The sequence below is a fragment of the Stenotrophomonas maltophilia genome, assembly GCF_006974125.1.
Classification (GTDB): Bacteria; Pseudomonadota; Gammaproteobacteria; order Xanthomonadales; family Xanthomonadaceae; genus Stenotrophomonas; species Stenotrophomonas maltophilia_O.
In genome coordinates this window covers 3,372,117-3,386,517 of record NZ_CP037858.1, presented here as the reverse complement: position 1 = coordinate 3,386,517, position 14,401 = coordinate 3,372,117, and the positions used below count along the sequence as shown (strand labels likewise).

Below are 14,401 nucleotides of genomic sequence, written 5' to 3'. Positions count from 1 at the left end.
GCGGGAAAAACTAGCACAGGCAGGCTGACCGTTACCGTGTCGGCCGCCGTATTCCACGTGCGTGGTGGTGACGCCGGGCCATGCCCGGCGCGATCACGCCGCGTCGATGGCCTCGGACAGGCGCTCCACCGCGATCACTTCCATACCCTTCACCGAACCGCCCTTGGGCGCATTGGCCTTGGGCACGATGGCGCGCTTGAAGCCATGGGTGGCGGCCTCGCGCAGGCGGTCTTCGCCATTGGGCACCGGACGGATCTCGCCGGACAGGCCGACTTCGCCGAAGGCGATGGTCTTCTCCGCCAGCGGCCGATCCTGCAGCGAGGACAGCACCGCCAGCAGCACCGGCAGATCGGCAGCGGTCTCCTGCACACGGATGCCACCGACCACGTTGACGAACACGTCCTGATCGCCGACCAGCACACCGCCGTGGCGATGCAGCACCGCCAGCAGCATGGCCAGCCGGTTCTGCTCCAGGCCGACCGCGACACGGCGCGGATTCGACAGCGGCGAGGCATCCACCAGTGCCTGCACCTCCACCAGCAGCGGCCGGGTGCCCTCGCGGGTGACCATCACGCAGCTGCCGGGTTGGTGGGTGCTGCCACCGGACAGGAAGATCGCCGACGGATTGGAGACTTCCTTCAGGCCCTTGTCGCCCATTGCGAACACGCCCAGCTCGTTCACCGCGCCGAAGCGGTTCTTGAACGCGCGCAGCAAACGGAAGCGGCTGCCGCTCTCGCCTTCGAAATACAGCACCGCGTCGACCATGTGTTCGAGCACGCGCGGGCCGGCGATGCCGCCCTCCTTGGTCACGTGGCCGACCAGGAACACGGCGGTGCCGGTCTCCTTGGCAAAGCGCACCAGCCGCGCGGCACTCTCGCGCACCTGGCTGACCGAACCCGGCGCGGCGGTCAGGCTCTCGGTCCACAGGGTCTGCACCGAATCGGCCACGATCAGCCGCGGGCCCGCCCTGGAGGCATGCTGCAGGATCGACTCGACGCCGGTCTCGGCCAGCGCGTTGACCCCATCCAGCGGCAGTTCCAGCCGGTGCGCGCGGCCGGCCACCTGCGCCAGCGACTCCTCGCCGGTGACATACAGCACAGGCAGTTCGGCCGCCATCTTCGCCACCGCCTGCAGCAGCAGGGTCGACTTGCCGATGCCCGGGTCGCCACCGACCAGCACCACCGCGCCCTCGACCAGGCCGCCACCGAGCACGCGATCAAACTCGCCGATGCCGGTCGAGACCCGGCGATGCTCGGTCTGCTCCACGTCCTTCAGGGCGGTGATCTTCGGTGGATCGATCTTGCCCGCCCAGCCCGCCCGCCGCGACGCCGGCGCCTTGGCCGCCGCCGCGCTCTCCAGCACGATTTCCGACAGCGAGTTCCAGGCGTTGCACTCGGTGCACTGGCCCTGCCACTTGCTGAATTCGGCGCCGCATTCATTGCAGACGTAGGCGGTGCGGGCTTTTGCCATTGGATGATTTCCAGCAACAGGAACAGGCGTGGCAGGATAGCCGAGCCGGGTCGCAGGTGCTGCGACCGCTCAAGTCCCGCCCACCTGCGCCGATAGGGGTCGCGGGCGTGCGCCTTGCGGGCGCCCCTCCCTTCCCCACTGGATTCAACATGACTGGCAGCTACAGTCAGAGCCTGGTCATCATCTCCCTGCTGGTGGCCATTCTTGCTTCGTACACGGCGCTGGACATGGCCGGACGCCTGGCCACGGCCGGGGGACGCGTGGCCCGCTGGTGGCTGGCCGGGGGCGCGGCGGCGATGGGCCTTGGCATCTGGTCGATGCACTTCATCGGCATGCTGGCCTTCGACCTGCCGATCCCGGTCGGCTACGACCTCGGCATCACCCTGTATTCGCTTGCAGTGTCGATCGGCGCCTCGGCCTACGCACTGTGGCTGGTGTCGCGGCCCAGCCTGCCCTGGCGCCGGCTGCTGGCCGGCGCCGTACTGATGGGGCTGGGCATTGCCACCATGCACTACCTCGGCATGGCCGCGATGCGCATGCAGCCGGGCATCGACTACCACCCCGGCTGGTTCGCCGCCTCCATCGCGGTGGCCATCGGTGCCGCAGGTGCCGCGCTGTGGATCGCCTTCCGCCTGCGCACCGAACAGCGCAACACCATCCTCCTGCGCGCGCTGGCGTCGCTGGTGATGGGCCTGGCCATCGTCGGCATGCACTACACAGGCATGGCGGCCGCGCGCTTTCCCGAAGGCAGCATCTGCGGCGCGGTCGGCAGTGGCGGCATCGACACGCGCTGGTTGGCGGTGCTGGTGATCGTCACCACCGTTGCCACCCTGGGTATCGCCCTGGTCGCCTCGCTGTTCGACCGGCAGATGCGCGTGCGCACCGGGTTGCTGGCCGATTCACTGGCACACGCCAACGACAAGCTGATCCAGGCCGCCCTGCACGACCCGCTGACCCAGCTGCCCAACCGCATGCTGCTGCAGGACCGCATCGAGCAGGCCATCGAGAAGGCGCGCCGCCGCAACCACGCGGTGGCGGTGATGTTCTGCGACCTGGACGGCTTCAAGGCGGTCAATGATGCCTATGGCCACCAGCTCGGTGACCGCCTGCTGGTGGCGGTGGCGCAGCGTATCGGCAGCCTGCTGCGGCCGCAGGACACCTTCGCCCGCCTCGGCGGCGACGAGTTCGTGATCGTGCTGGCCATCGATATTCCCGACGATGCCGTGGTGGTCGCCGAGCGGATCATCGCGGCGGCGGGCGAACCGTTCACCCTGGATGCCGCCGAACTTCAGGTCAGCGCCAGCCTCGGCATCGCCCTGTATCCGGATGATGCCGGCAACGAACGCGAGCTGATGGCACACGCCGATGCGGCGATGTACCACACCAAGGAAACCGGCCGGAACGGCTATACCTTCTTCACGCCGTCGATGCAGCTGAGCGCCAACCGCCAGCTGCGCCTGCTGCAGGACCTGCGCAAGGCGATCACGCGCAACGAACTGGTACTGCATTACCAGCCCAAGTTCCCCGCGGCGGGTGCACCGGCCACCGGCGCCGAGGCCCTGTTGCGCTGGCAACACCCGGAACTGGGCCTGCTGGCACCGGATGTGTTCATTCCCATCGCCGAACGCAGCGGCCTGATCCTGCCGATCGGCGACTGGGTACTGGACCGCGCCTGCGCACAGCTGCGTGCGTGGCACGATGCCGGGCACACGGAATGGTCGATGGCGGTGAACCTGTCGCCGCTGCAGTTCTCCTCGCCGGCCCTGTTGGACAGCGTGCGCGATGCATTGGAGCGGCACCGCATCGAACCGGCGCGCCTGACCCTGGAGATCACCGAAACCACCGCGATGAAGGACGTCGACGCCAGCCTGGCGATCCTCAACGACCTGACCGCGATGGGGGTGCACATTGCCATCGACGACTTCGGCACCGGCTATTCCAGCCTGCTCTATCTCAAGCGCATGCCCGCCACCGAACTGAAGATCGATCGTGCATTCGTGCACGATCTGGAGTGCAACGCCGAAGATGCCGCCATCGTCTCGTCGATCATCGCGCTGGGCCGCACCCTGCAGCTGCAGGTGGTGGCCGAAGGCGTGGAGACGCAGGCGCAGCGCGAATACCTGAGCGAGCTGGGCTGTGATCAGTTGCAGGGTTACCACCTGGGCCGGCCGATGGAGGCCGAGGAGTTCCTGCGCCAGGTGGGCTGACGCCCCGGTTTCGGGGGCGGCCCCCTTGCCGCAGGCAAGGGCTCTGACCCCACAGGCGTCGCGCGTGCCGCCATCCACGCGTGGCGTGGATCTACTGGCTGCCGGCCAGCGGCCGGCACTACCGGACAACGGAAAAAGGGGTACCACCTGGGCCGGCCGATGGAGGCCGAGGAGTTCCTGCGCCGGGTGGGCTGACGCCCCGGGGTCAGAGCCCTGTCCTGCGGACAGGGATCCGACCCCATCCATCCGAATCCGCACTGCAAACAAAAAGGCCGCCCGAGGGCGGCCTTTCTGCGTGGCAACGTCGCGAAGACGTCAGTGCATCATGTGCACGTTCATGTTGTGCATGACCCACAGGGTTCCGACCACGATGATGCCGATCACCACCACGGTGAAGGCCGCAGCGTTGACGTTCCAGCGGCTTTCCGAAGAGCGGTCCAGGTGCAGGAAGAACACCAGGTGGACCAGCATCTGCAGCACCGCGGTGATGGCGATGACCACACCGTTGACGGTACGCGAGAAATCGCCCGACATCACCATCCAGAACGGGATGACGGTCAGCACCACCGCCAGCACGAAGCCGATCAGGTACGACTTCACGGTGCCATGGCTTTCGCCGCCAGTGCCGTGGTCGTGTGCATGGTTGTCATGTGCCATTACAGGGCTCCATTGAGGTAGACGACGGAGAACACACCGATCCAGATCAGGTCCAGGAAGTGCCAGAACAGGCTCAGGCACGCCATGCGGGTCTTGTTGGTCGGGGTCAGGCCGTACTTCTTCAGCTGCACGAACATCACCAGCAGCCACAGCAGGCCGGCGCTGACGTGCAGGCCGTGGGTACCGACCAGGGCGAAGAACGCCGACAGGAAGGCACTGCGGTCCGGACCGTAGCCCTGGTGGATCAGGTGCTGGAACTCCCACACTTCCATGCACATGAAGCCGAAGCCCAGCAGCCAGGTGATGGCCAGCCACAGGTACATCTGGCCCATCTGCTTGCGGTGCATGGCAATCATGCCCAGGCCGAAGGTCAGCGAGGAGGTCAGCAGCAGCGCGGTTTCCCACGCCACGAACGGCAGCTCGAACAGGTCCTTCGCGGTCGGGCCACCATCGGTACCGCCTGCCAGCACCACATAGGTGGCGAACAGCGAGGCGAAGATGAGGCAGTCGCTCATCAGGTACACCCAGAAACCGAAGACGGTGTTGCCGCCGGTGTCGTGGTGCTCGTGGTCATCATGGCCATGGGCCGCCGCTTGCGCGGCGTGCCCGTGGCTCAGGGTCGAGGTATTGGTGCTCATGCCTTCAGCTCCGACTTCACCAGGCCCTGGGATTCCAGGTGCTTGCGGTGTTCGTTCTCGATGCGTTCCACCTCGGCGGCCGGGACCCAGTAGTCCACGTCCTGGTCGAAGGTGCGGTAGATGAACGTGGCGATCATGCCGACGAAGCCGACGATGGCCAGCCACCAGATGTGCCAGATCATCGCGAAGCCGAACACCAGGCTGAAGGCACCGATGACAACGCCCGTGCCGGTGTTGCGCGGCATGTGGATGTCGGTGTACTTGGCCGGCTTCGGCCAGGCTTCACCACGCTGCTTGCGCTCCCAGAAATCGTCCAGCTCGGTGACTTCCGGCAGGCTGCCGAAGTTGTAGAAAGCCGGCGGCGAAGAGGTTTCCCACTCCAGCGTACGGGCGTCCCACGGGTCGCCGGTCAGGTCGGCGGTCTTCTTGCGGTCGCGGATCGACACGGCCACCTGGATGATCTGGCACAGGATGCCGGCACCCACGATGAAGGCACCTGCGGCCGCCACCAGCAGCAGCGGCTCGTAGGCCGGGTTGACGGTGCTCTGCAGGCGACGGGTCATGCCCATGAAGCCCAGCACGTACATCGGCATGAAGGTCACGTAGAAGCCGATGAACCAGCACCAGAACGCGCACTTGCCCCAGAACTCGTTGAGGCGGAAGCCGAACATCTTCGGCCACCAGTAGGTGATGCCGGCGAACATGCCGAACACCACGCCGCCGATGATGACGTTGTGGAAGTGGGCGATCAGGAACAGGCTGTTGTGCAGCACGAAGTCGATGGCCGGGATCGCCAGCATCACGCCGGTCATGCCGCCGATGGTGAAGGTGACCATGAAGCCGATGGTCCACAGCACGGGCGTGGTGAACTGCACGCGGCCGCGGAACATGGTGAACAGCCAGTTGAAGATCTTCACGCCGGTCGGGATCGAAATGATCATCGTCGTGATGCCGAAGAAGGCATTGACGTTGGCACCCGAGCCCATGGTGAAGAAGTGGTGCAGCCACACGATGAACGACAGCACGCCGATGCAGGCGGTGGCGTAGACCATGCCCTTGTAGCCGAACAGCGCCTTGCGCGAGAAGGTCGCGATGACTTCGGAGAACACGCCGAACGCCGGCAGGACCAGGATGTACACCTCCGGGTGACCCCAGATCCAGATCAGGTTGATGTACAGCATGGCGTTGCCGCCACCGTCATTGGTGAAGAAGTGCGTGCCCAGGTAACGGTCCAGGGTCAGCAGCACCAGGGTGATGGTCAGCACCGGGAAGGCGGCGACGATCAGCACGTTGGTCACCAGGGCGGTCCAGGTGAACACCGGCATCTGCATCAGCTTCATGCTGGGGGTACGCATCTTCAGGATGGTGATGAAGAAGTTGATACCGCTCAGCGTGGTACCCAGGCCTGCGACCTGTAGACCCCAGATGTAGTAGTCCATGCCGACGCTTGGACTGTATTCGATGCCCGACAACGGCGGGAACGCCAGCCAGCCGGTGGCAGCGAACTCACCGATCCACAGCGACAGCATGATCAGCACCGCGCCCGACACGAACAGCCAGAAGCTGAGCGAGTTGACGAACGGGAACGCAACGTCGCGCGCACCGATCTGCAGCGGCACGGCCAGGTTCATCAGGCCGGTGATCAGCGGCATCGCCACGAAGAAGATCATGATCACGCCATGGGCGGTGAAGATCTGGTCGTAGTGGTGCGGCGGCAGGTAACCCTCGGACCCGCCGACGGCCAGCGCCTGCTGGGTACGCATCATGATGGCGTCGGAGAAGCCGCGCAGCAGCATGACGAAGGCGACGATGAGGTACATCACGCCGATCTTCTTGTGATCCACCGAAGTGAACCACTCCTTCCACAGATAGCCCCACAACTTGAACTTGGTGATCAGGGCCATGACGCCCAGGCCACCCAGCACCGCGCCGACCAGGGTGGTCAGCACGATCGGATCGTGGGGGATCGACTCAAGAGAGAGTTTTCCCAGCATGTTCATTCTCCCGAACCCGCGTGGCGGGCGTGACCGGCGGCGGCGTGCTCGTCAGCAGTGTGTCCGGCGTGTTCAGCCGGAGCGGCGGCAGCGTCGGTATGGCCCTGGTGGCCCTCGTGACCTGCGTGGGCATCGTGGCCTTCGGCAGCAGCACCATCGGCCGGGGCCTTGTGCTCGTGCTTCATGCCGTAATGCTTGTTGTCGCCCATGTGCTTGGCGATGACCCAGTCGAACAGGCCTTCTTCGGTCTTGCCGAAGTAGGTGACCGGATACCACTCGGCGTTGCGTGCTTCACCCAGGGCCTTGAACGAGGCCTTGTCCAGGGTCTGCTCACCGGCGCGGACCTGGTCCAGCCACTGGCGGTATTCGGCATCGGTGACCGAGTAGGCGGTGAAGTGCATCTTGGCGAAGCCCGCGCCGCTGTAGTGCGAGGACATGCCCGGGAATTCACCGGTCTCGTTGGCGATCAGGTGGAGCTTGGTCTCCATCGCAGCCATCGAGTAGATCATGCTGCCCAGGTGCGGAATGAAGAAGGCATTCATCACCGAATCGGACGTGATCTTGAAGTTCAGCGGCGTGTTGACCGGGAACTTGATTTCGTTGACGACCGCCACCTTCTCTTCCGGATAGATGAACAGCCACTTCCAGTCCAGCGAGATCGCCTCGATGGTGACCGGCTTGACGTCCGATTCCAGCGGCTTGTACGGGTCCAGCGCGTGCGACGAACGCCAGGTCAGGACCGCCAGCACCAGCACGATCATGCAGGGAATGGACCACACCACCACCTCGATCGCCGTCGAGTGGGACCACTTCGGCTCGTAACGGGCCTTGGTGTTGGAGGCGCGATACTTCCACGCGAAGGTCAGGGTCATGATGATGACCGGGATGACGACCAGCAGCATGAGCACGGTGGCCGTGATCAGCAGGGTCTTCTCATCCTGGCCGATCTGGCCCTTCGGACTGAGGATGGCCACGGCATCGCAGCCGGTGAGCATCACCAGCAACGACAGCAGCAGGCCCGGGCGCAACCAGCGCCCAAGGGTTTTCAACGGAATCATCGGTCGATCCAATTGCGAGGGAATGCCGTTCCCCGTCCTGCCTGATCCGGCAAAAGCCGGTCCCGCCGGTCCGGAAGACAGGCAGGGAGGTGGGGTCGAGTCAGCCTTTCAATTTTAGGCCGTCACCCACCATTTAAGAAAGGCATTGACAATGATCAGGCGCAGGAAAGGCCCGTTTCAGGCTGCGACACGTTGTCGCAGTGCGCGGCCACGGCGGGCAGAACGCCCGAGGGCGGCATCCTGGCACAGTCTGGCGGCGGATGCCCTGCCCGGGTCCGGCACGATCATCTGAACGCGTTCAGGCATTCCGGCAAGGACAAGGACATGGGATGCTCGGCGCAGGAGGAAGGCGCATGGACAAGATCGACTTCAAGACGCGCGACCGGGCACTGTATCAGCCACCGGTCGGCCGATTCGTTGCGGTGGAAGTACCGCCCCTGCCCTACCTGATGATCGACGGCCGCGGTGACCCGAACACCGCCCCGGCCTACCTGCAGGCGGTGCAGTGGCTGTACGCGGTCAGCTATGCGCTGAAGTTCGCGCGCAAGGCCGAAGGCCAGGACTACGTGGTGCCGCCGCTGGAGGCGCTGTGGACCGCTGAGGATCCGCCGAGCTTCGTGGCACGCCGCAAGGATGAGTGGAGGTGGACGGTGATGATCCGTACGCCGGACGGGATCAGTCCAGAGCAGTTGGAGGCTGCCATCGCCAAGGCGGGGACGAAGCTGGGTGAACCACCTGGCAGCCTTCGCCACGACATTCTTGAAGAGGGCCTCTGCCTGCAGACCCTGCATATTGGAGCCTACGATGACGAGGGCCCGATCCTGGCGAAGTTGCACGATGAACTGATGCCCTCTCTGGGGTATGCCTTTGCCGGCCCCCACCATGAGATCTACCTGAGCGACCCGCGCAGGACCGAAGCCGCTCGATTGAAGACAGTGCTGCGGCAGCCCGTCCGCGCGGAATGACCGCCTGCATGCACCGCTCTGACAAGGACCCGTAGATTCATGCCCCTGGTTGATCGTTTGCTGCGCTGGACCACCCTGCCGACCAGCCGCCGGACCATTGCGCTGCTGTGCAGCGTGCTGTTGCTTGTACTGGCCTGCAATCCCGACCTGCCGCCGCTGCTGTCGCTGGTCGATGCACTGGGGCTGGATGTGGTGGTGTTGCTGCTGGTTGCACAGGTAGCGGCGGTACTGCCCTGGTTGCGGGAACGCACCGGGCGATGGGTCCGGCTGGCCATGCGGATCGCGGCCGGGGTGCTGGCCGGGGTAATCGGCGGCATTCTGCGGCAACTGATGATGCTCGTGCTCATCAGATCCGGCACGTACTGCGCTATATATAGGGTTTGATCACCCGGGCCTGCAGGGAAGACATGAAACAGCTCGCTATCACGCTCGGCGCACTGCTGCTGTCCGGCAGCGCATGGGCCGATACACACCAGACCGGAAAAATCACCAAGCTGGTTGTCGAATCCACGTTCGTTTCCGTATGGCTGGAAGGCCAGCCCACCAACAACGAGTGTGTTTCCGACGGGCGCTGGGTAATCGATCTGTCCAGCGACAAATCCGGACGGGAAAAATACGCGGCCATCCTGTCGGCGGCGTCATCGCGGACACCGATCGGCTTCCACGCCCTCACCAGCGAAGGATGCGGCGTGTTCGGGGCAAAGAAGATCTACTATTTCGACCTTGCCTATTGAGGCAGTTCTTCTCACCACTCGCGCCGCCCCTCGCCCCCAGGGCGGGGATTGCCAATGCCTTCCATGGCCTGACCGGGCTCAATCAATCCAGACGCTGGAAGTCGAATGTGACCTTCCTGGTGCAGCGGGATGGGACCGGCGGGAAACGCCATTTCGCCACGGCAATCAGGGCTGCGCGCTCATAAGCAGCATTGTCGACCCTTCCCCGATCCAGCCCTTCAAGCTGGGCCCCCGTGATGACCGGATTCGTCACCCGTCCATCCTCTTCAACGACCACCGCCACCACAACAGAGCCGCGCACCTGCATTTCAGTCATGGCGGGAACGACCGGCGCAATGGACTCCACCGGACGGCTGGCGTCCTGGCAAGGCCCTGGGAGCTCCTCGCCGGCGCGACATGAGGCACTGGACAAGGCCAACGCAATCAGCAGAACACGGTTCATTCAACACCCTCGATTGCTGGTGGGGGAGCAGACATTAACCGTGCCGTTCGTGTCGCTGTAGCTTTTCCGGGCAGGTTCCCCCAGCTCACGCGCGGCCCGTGTCTCCACGCCCGTAGCCCGCGCTTCTTCCGAAGATACGCCGACCCGGATCTGCATCACGCCGTTGCTCTCCGAGTTGGACTGTGGCGCAACAAGCGAAGCCTGGAAAGCGGACAATCCAACCCGATCATGCTGGGCAGCATGGCTCACCTCGTGACCGCCCCCCAGAGCAGGGGACTGGATCTCCCCGGAGGATTTGATGCGAAGTCCAGAGGTGACATCAATACTGATGATTCTTTTGTTCTCGTCATATCCAAAATCACCATTGCGATTGAACTGTATGGTGTAGGTCTCATCGGACAGGAGGATCTGCTTCAGTTCAGAGCTGATGGTTTCTGACTTCATCCAATGGTTGAGCACGGCAGCACCATCATGCAGCGTCGCTCCGCCTTCAAATGCGTACTTGACGATTCGCCCATCCGGATCTGTGAACCTGTAAGGATTCCCGTTGGCATACCGGTACCGATTGAACTGCGCAACAGGCTGCGCGTGCGCTGTCACCGGATCCACCGACAGGAACACCCCCAACTGCGGGTCCATGTACCGCTGCTGCATGTAACTCAGCCCGGTAGCCGAGTCGCTCACATGCCCGGTATACCCCGGCCCGTCCGTGACCTGACCACCGACCACGGCCCCATAGGGCTCGTAGTCATTGCGACTGGTCACGTTGCCACTGGCATCTGTTTCAGCCACGACCGATCCCAGGGCATCGGTGTGGATGTACGTGACGGTCGTCTGGGAGATTGCGGTTGGTGACAGGCCAAGGCCGATCAGCAGCATGCAGCACGGCCAGATGCCTGCCGCACTCTGCATTCGAATCCGAACTTCAAATTCCCTGAAGCGGATCGACACACCGCCTGCAGTTCCCCCGAACCTGCGCATCCCTGCAATTCCTGAAAGAGCCTTGAAGCAAGGCAGGGTATTGATAGCACAGGAAGGATGCCTGGGAAATCGATCCCCAAGTCTTGAGAGCGGAGGGCTGCTGTTCACCCAGGCCCCATGCACTGGAACCTGCCGCTCATTCAACTGGAACATGAAGTGCGAGCCGAGCGATATTGAGCCGCCGATAACCAGAGTAGATCCGCCCCAAACGCGCTAGAACGCGGTCGGGCTGACCTGGATAAGTCCGTCATGGGCCAGAGCGAGGCGGATGTTGGTTTTGCTGCCTGCGGCCACCATGTGGGAAATCTCGCGCCTGTGAGCCGACTCATCGCCCCACTTGCAGAGCCCCTTGCCAGCAAAACTTGCGCTGACGATTCGATTCCCGGCGGGAACGGTCAACGTCACCGACTCACCTCGCCGCAGATGCGCTGCCAGGGTGCCATCGATATACAGTGCCAGCGGGCATGCGCCACCGATCGCGCCGACGTCCCGCGTCACCACTACCTGTCCGGAAGCACTGCCCCCGACTGTGTTGAACGCAAACACGCGGTCGGTAGGCACCGGCTGCGCCTGGTCGGCGCTGATCTGGCGGGTCGAGCAACCGGCAAGGACGATGGTCGCAACCAGATACATCAGGATCTTCTTCATTGCATCCCCTGTTGATTGAAGCAGGCGCTCTTGCCGAAGACAGCATGCATCCCGCGCAGCAATGGTAATAACCTCGGCAGGGTACGTATATGGCCCGTGCGTTGATCAAGCCATCCCTGCGCCTGCGCCCGCGTTCATTGCTACGGGCACCACAGGCGGTAGATCTCCGCAGATAGCGATACATGGATGCCCATCGTCCAGAGCCTGATGAGGCCGACACGCACGTTGCGGTCGAATCACGTTCCTGGTGCTCAACCTTTTCCAGATCATGCCGATAGGCAGATGCCGGGGCTCCACGCTCCAAATTCACAAGGATGATGACTCAATTGGGCGTACGGGATTGGCAGCCATCGAAAATCAGGAAGTCACATGTTCTCGAAGCAGCGGGCATATGGGACACGCGCCATGCGCATGGCGGCAGCGATCACCCATTCTTCAAGCACAATTTCAGGAATTCGAATCATTTTGATGTCCTGATTGGAGGGCGCCCCTATCCTCCGAAGGCAATTGCCAGCTGTGCCCATGGCCTCGCAACGGGCCAATACCTCCCGACGTCCGAATTCGCCGGCGCAAAGGACGGGCTGTGACACAGGCGATTCAAAGCACTGGGCTTCCAGGTCGTAGAGAAGAAGCTGCGGAATCCCGTGCATGCCCTCAGGGGGAGGGGCCCAGCGAAGAGTATCGAAAAGGACATCAACGACATCCTGTCCTCCACGCATCTTCCGGCCACCAAGCGCAAAGCGCTCATCGAAGCCAGGATCGGCCAGGGTCGATTCCGCAGGGGCGTTCTCAAGCGATGGAATCAGGGGTGTGCAGTAACCGGATGCACCGCCCTTGAGGCCCTCAGGGCATCCCACATCAAGCCGTGGCGTACGTGCGACGATCGGGAGCGACTGGACCCCGAGAACGGATTGCCACTCATCGCAACGCTCGATGCCCTGTTTGACCGACATCTTGTTTCCTTCAACGACGACGGCCTCATCCTGATATCCAGGACGCTCGATGATGAACTCTCTGCCCTGGGCATCAACAGGAAGATGAGGATCAAGGGCCGGCTCACTCCTCGGCAAAAGGCGCTTCTCGCAGAACATCGGCGAAACCTAGCCTAGTTGTTCGTTGCGCCACGTCGTGTCACCCGAGGGCTTGGCTGGGAAAACCACAGAGCGAGGCCAGAATGGTGATGCACATGGGCGCTCTCCGCATCAGCCGCAGGAGCCATGCCTCTGGCAAGGCCAGGACTACCTCCAAGGTGCCCGTCGCCCGCCCTTACTCCCCCCGGGTTCCTTCGGACTATTCGAATGAGGACGCGAGGAGTCAAGCACCTGGGACGATGGAGGGGCGAGCTGACGCCGAGATTCGGAAATCGCGGAGTGCCAGCCATGGGCTGGCACTCCTGGGGTTGCCGGCCAGCGGCCGGCACTACCAGAGCACAAAAAAGCCCCGACCAAGGCCGTGGCTTTTCATTACAACTGGTGCCGGAAACAGGAGTCGAACCTGCGACCTACGCATTACGAATGCGCCGCTCTACCAACTGAGCTATTCCGGCGGAGCCCGCGATTTTACGGGTTGGGCGCCCCGGCGGTCAATCCACCCGGCTCAGCCCGCCTCGACCCGGTTGGCGCAGGGCCGCCCGGCGGCGAAATCGGCCAGGTTGCCCAGCGTGATCGCCGAGATCTCCTGCAGCGCCTCCACGGTGAAGAAGCCCTGGTGGCCGGTCACCAGCACGTTGGGGAAGGTCATCAGGCGCTGGAAGGCCTCGTCGTCGATGATCTCGCCGGACAGGTCCTGGAAGAACAACGCGCTTTCCTGCTCGTACACGTCGATGGCCAGGTGGCCGAGCCGGCGCGACTTCAGCGCGCGGATCACCGCGTGGGTATCGACCAGCCCGCCGCGCGAGGTATTGACCAGCATCGCGCCCGGCTTCATCCGCGCCAGTGACGCGTCATTGATCAGGTGCTGGGTATCGGGCATCAGCGGGCAGTGCAGCGAGACGATGTCAGCCCGCGCCAGCAGTTCATCCAGCGCCACCATCTCGCCGACGCCCGCGAAGGCGGCCGACGGATACGGGTCATGCCCCAGCACGGTGCAGCCCATGCCGTTGAAGATACGCGCGGTGGCCAGGCCGATCTTGCCGGTGCCGACGATGCCGACCGTGCGGCCGTGCAGGGTGCGGCCAAGCAGTCCATCGAGCATGAAGTTGCCTTCGCGCACGCGGTTGTAGGCGCGATGGGTCTGGCGGTTGAGGGTCATCACCAGCGCCAGCGCGTGCTCAGCCACCGCTTCGGGCGAATACGCAGGCACCCGGGCGACGAACAGGTCCAGTGCTTTCGCCGTGGCCAGGTCCACATTGTTGAAGCCCGCACAGCGCAGCAGCACCGCACGCACGCCCAACGCGTGCAGCGCACGCAGCACCGCCGCATCCAGCCGGTCGTTGACGAACACGCAGACGGCGGCGCAGTCCTGCGCCAGTGCGGCGGTATGCACATCCAGCGCGGCATCGAAGTAGACGAACGTACAACCCTGCCCCGCAGCATCGCGCTGGTTGGCTTCGTCCAGGAAGCGGCGGTCGTAGGGTCGGGCGCTGAAGACGGCGATCTGCATGGAAGG

14 protein-coding genes and 1 tRNA gene are annotated in these 14,401 nt (G+C 63.9%); 5 read left to right on the top strand and 10 right to left on the bottom strand.

Going from position 1 to position 14,401, the window contains the following annotated elements:
- Positions 1-93: 93 nt before the first annotated feature.
- Positions 94-1,470, bottom strand: coding sequence for a DNA repair protein RadA (gene radA / locus EZ304_RS15510; protein WP_005408586.1), 1,377 nt, complete (start codon positions 1,468-1,470; stop codon positions 94-96).
- Between the two features lie 149 nt (positions 1,471-1,619).
- Here radA and EZ304_RS15505 point away from each other — a divergent pair, with 149 nt between their 5' ends.
- The gene (locus EZ304_RS15505; protein ID WP_142807522.1) at positions 1,620-3,677 is read left to right on the top strand and encodes a putative bifunctional diguanylate cyclase/phosphodiesterase; all 2,058 of its coding nucleotides are present in this window, start codon (positions 1,620-1,622) and stop codon (positions 3,675-3,677) included.
- Between the two features lie 315 nt (positions 3,678-3,992).
- Here EZ304_RS15505 and cyoD read toward each other — a convergent pair whose 3' ends face one another.
- The 4 genes from cyoD to cyoA are packed head-to-tail and all read right to left on the bottom strand — an operon-like array spanning position 3,993 to position 8,024.
- Entirely contained in the window at positions 3,993-4,334 is a 342-nt protein-coding gene (cyoD, locus tag EZ304_RS15500; RefSeq protein ID WP_005408584.1) for a cytochrome o ubiquinol oxidase subunit IV, read from the bottom strand.
- On the bottom strand, positions 4,334-4,972 hold the full coding sequence (gene cyoC / locus EZ304_RS15495) for a cytochrome o ubiquinol oxidase subunit III (protein ID WP_099554400.1): 639 nt from the start codon (positions 4,970-4,972) through the stop codon (positions 4,334-4,336). The genes cyoD and cyoC overlap by 1 nt, the downstream gene beginning before the upstream one ends.
- Entirely contained in the window at positions 4,969-6,966 is a 1,998-nt protein-coding gene (gene cyoB, locus EZ304_RS15490; protein ID WP_142807521.1) for a cytochrome o ubiquinol oxidase subunit I, read from the bottom strand. Before cyoB ends, cyoC begins: the two co-directional genes overlap by 4 nt.
- A 2-nt stretch (positions 6,967-6,968) precedes the next feature.
- Positions 6,969-8,024 (bottom strand): ubiquinol oxidase subunit II, encoded by a 1,056-nt coding sequence (cyoA, locus tag EZ304_RS15485; protein ID WP_142807520.1) that lies wholly within the window; start codon positions 8,022-8,024, stop codon positions 6,969-6,971.
- A gap of 353 nt (positions 8,025-8,377) precedes the next feature.
- Here cyoA and EZ304_RS15480 point away from each other — a divergent pair, with 353 nt between their 5' ends.
- The 3 genes from EZ304_RS15480 to EZ304_RS15470 are packed head-to-tail and all read left to right on the top strand — an operon-like array spanning position 8,378 to position 9,723.
- On the top strand, positions 8,378-8,989 hold the full coding sequence (locus EZ304_RS15480) for a GyrI-like domain-containing protein (protein ID WP_142807519.1): 612 nt from the start codon (positions 8,378-8,380) through the stop codon (positions 8,987-8,989).
- 39 nt (positions 8,990-9,028) lie between these two features.
- Positions 9,029-9,373, top strand: a complete 345-nt coding sequence (locus EZ304_RS15475) for a hypothetical protein (RefSeq protein WP_142807518.1) — start codon at positions 9,029-9,031, stop codon at positions 9,371-9,373.
- 23 nt (positions 9,374-9,396) lie between these two features.
- The gene (locus EZ304_RS15470; RefSeq protein WP_142807517.1) at positions 9,397-9,723 is read left to right on the top strand and encodes a hypothetical protein; all 327 of its coding nucleotides are present in this window, start codon (positions 9,397-9,399) and stop codon (positions 9,721-9,723) included.
- An 82-nt stretch (positions 9,724-9,805) separates the two neighbouring features.
- Here the strand turns inward: EZ304_RS15470 and EZ304_RS15465 are convergent, their stop codons facing one another.
- The 3 genes from EZ304_RS15465 to EZ304_RS15455 form a co-directional block, all read right to left on the bottom strand.
- A complete protein-coding gene (locus EZ304_RS15465) occupies positions 9,806-10,165 on the bottom strand; it encodes an energy transducer TonB (protein ID WP_142807516.1) in 360 nt (119 codons plus the stop codon).
- The gene (locus EZ304_RS21165; protein WP_260678121.1) at positions 10,166-11,146 is read right to left on the bottom strand and encodes an RHS repeat-associated core domain-containing protein; all 981 of its coding nucleotides are present in this window, start codon (positions 11,144-11,146) and stop codon (positions 10,166-10,168) included.
- A 213-nt stretch (positions 11,147-11,359) separates the two neighbouring features.
- A complete protein-coding gene (locus EZ304_RS15455) occupies positions 11,360-11,794 on the bottom strand; it encodes a membrane lipoprotein lipid attachment site-containing protein (protein WP_142807515.1) in 435 nt (144 codons plus the stop codon).
- Positions 11,795-12,438: 644 nt separating this feature from the next.
- On the opposite strand from EZ304_RS15455, the gene EZ304_RS21295 reads away from it, so the two are divergent.
- Positions 12,439-12,903 carry an HNH endonuclease signature motif containing protein gene (locus EZ304_RS21295; protein ID WP_185959186.1) on the top strand — a complete coding sequence of 155 codons (465 nt, stop codon included), beginning with the start codon at positions 12,439-12,441 and terminating at the stop codon, positions 12,901-12,903.
- Between the two features lie 361 nt (positions 12,904-13,264).
- On the opposite strand, the gene EZ304_RS15445 is transcribed toward EZ304_RS21295, so the two are convergent.
- Together EZ304_RS15445 and EZ304_RS15440 are read right to left on the bottom strand one after the other, a co-directional pair.
- A tRNA-Thr gene (locus EZ304_RS15445) sits at positions 13,265-13,340 on the bottom strand.
- 50 nt (positions 13,341-13,390) lie between these two features.
- Positions 13,391-14,395, bottom strand: a complete 1,005-nt coding sequence (locus tag EZ304_RS15440; RefSeq protein ID WP_099554388.1) for a 2-hydroxyacid dehydrogenase — start codon at positions 14,393-14,395, stop codon at positions 13,391-13,393.
- Positions 14,396-14,401 lie beyond the last annotated feature (6 nt).

Coding starts and splice junctions, on each gene's coding strand:
- EZ304_RS15475 (WP_142807518.1), top strand. CDS start 9,029: ATGCCCCTGGTTGATCGTTTGCTGCGCTGGACCACCCTGCCGACCAGC.
- cyoA (WP_142807520.1), bottom strand. CDS start 8,024: ATGATTCCGTTGAAAACCCTTGGGCGCTGGTTGCGCCCGGGCCTGCTG.
- EZ304_RS15470 (WP_142807517.1), top strand. CDS start 9,397: ATGAAACAGCTCGCTATCACGCTCGGCGCACTGCTGCTGTCCGGCAGC.
- EZ304_RS21165 (WP_260678121.1), bottom strand. CDS start 11,146: ATGCGCAGGTTCGGGGGAACTGCAGGCGGTGTGTCGATCCGCTTCAGG.
- EZ304_RS15505 (WP_142807522.1), top strand. CDS start 1,620: ATGACTGGCAGCTACAGTCAGAGCCTGGTCATCATCTCCCTGCTGGTG.
- radA (WP_005408586.1), bottom strand. CDS start 1,470: ATGGCAAAAGCCCGCACCGCCTACGTCTGCAATGAATGCGGCGCCGAA.
- EZ304_RS15465 (WP_142807516.1), bottom strand. CDS start 10,165: ATGAACCGTGTTCTGCTGATTGCGTTGGCCTTGTCCAGTGCCTCATGT.
- EZ304_RS15480 (WP_142807519.1), top strand. CDS start 8,378: ATGGACAAGATCGACTTCAAGACGCGCGACCGGGCACTGTATCAGCCA.
- cyoB (WP_142807521.1), bottom strand. CDS start 6,966: ATGCTGGGAAAACTCTCTCTTGAGTCGATCCCCCACGATCCGATCGTG.
- cyoD (WP_005408584.1), bottom strand. CDS start 4,334: ATGGCACATGACAACCATGCACACGACCACGGCACTGGCGGCGAAAGC.
- cyoC (WP_099554400.1), bottom strand. CDS start 4,972: ATGAGCACCAATACCTCGACCCTGAGCCACGGGCACGCCGCGCAAGCG.
- EZ304_RS15440 (WP_099554388.1), bottom strand. CDS start 14,395: ATGCAGATCGCCGTCTTCAGCGCCCGACCCTACGACCGCCGCTTCCTG.
- EZ304_RS15455 (WP_142807515.1), bottom strand. CDS start 11,794: ATGAAGAAGATCCTGATGTATCTGGTTGCGACCATCGTCCTTGCCGGT.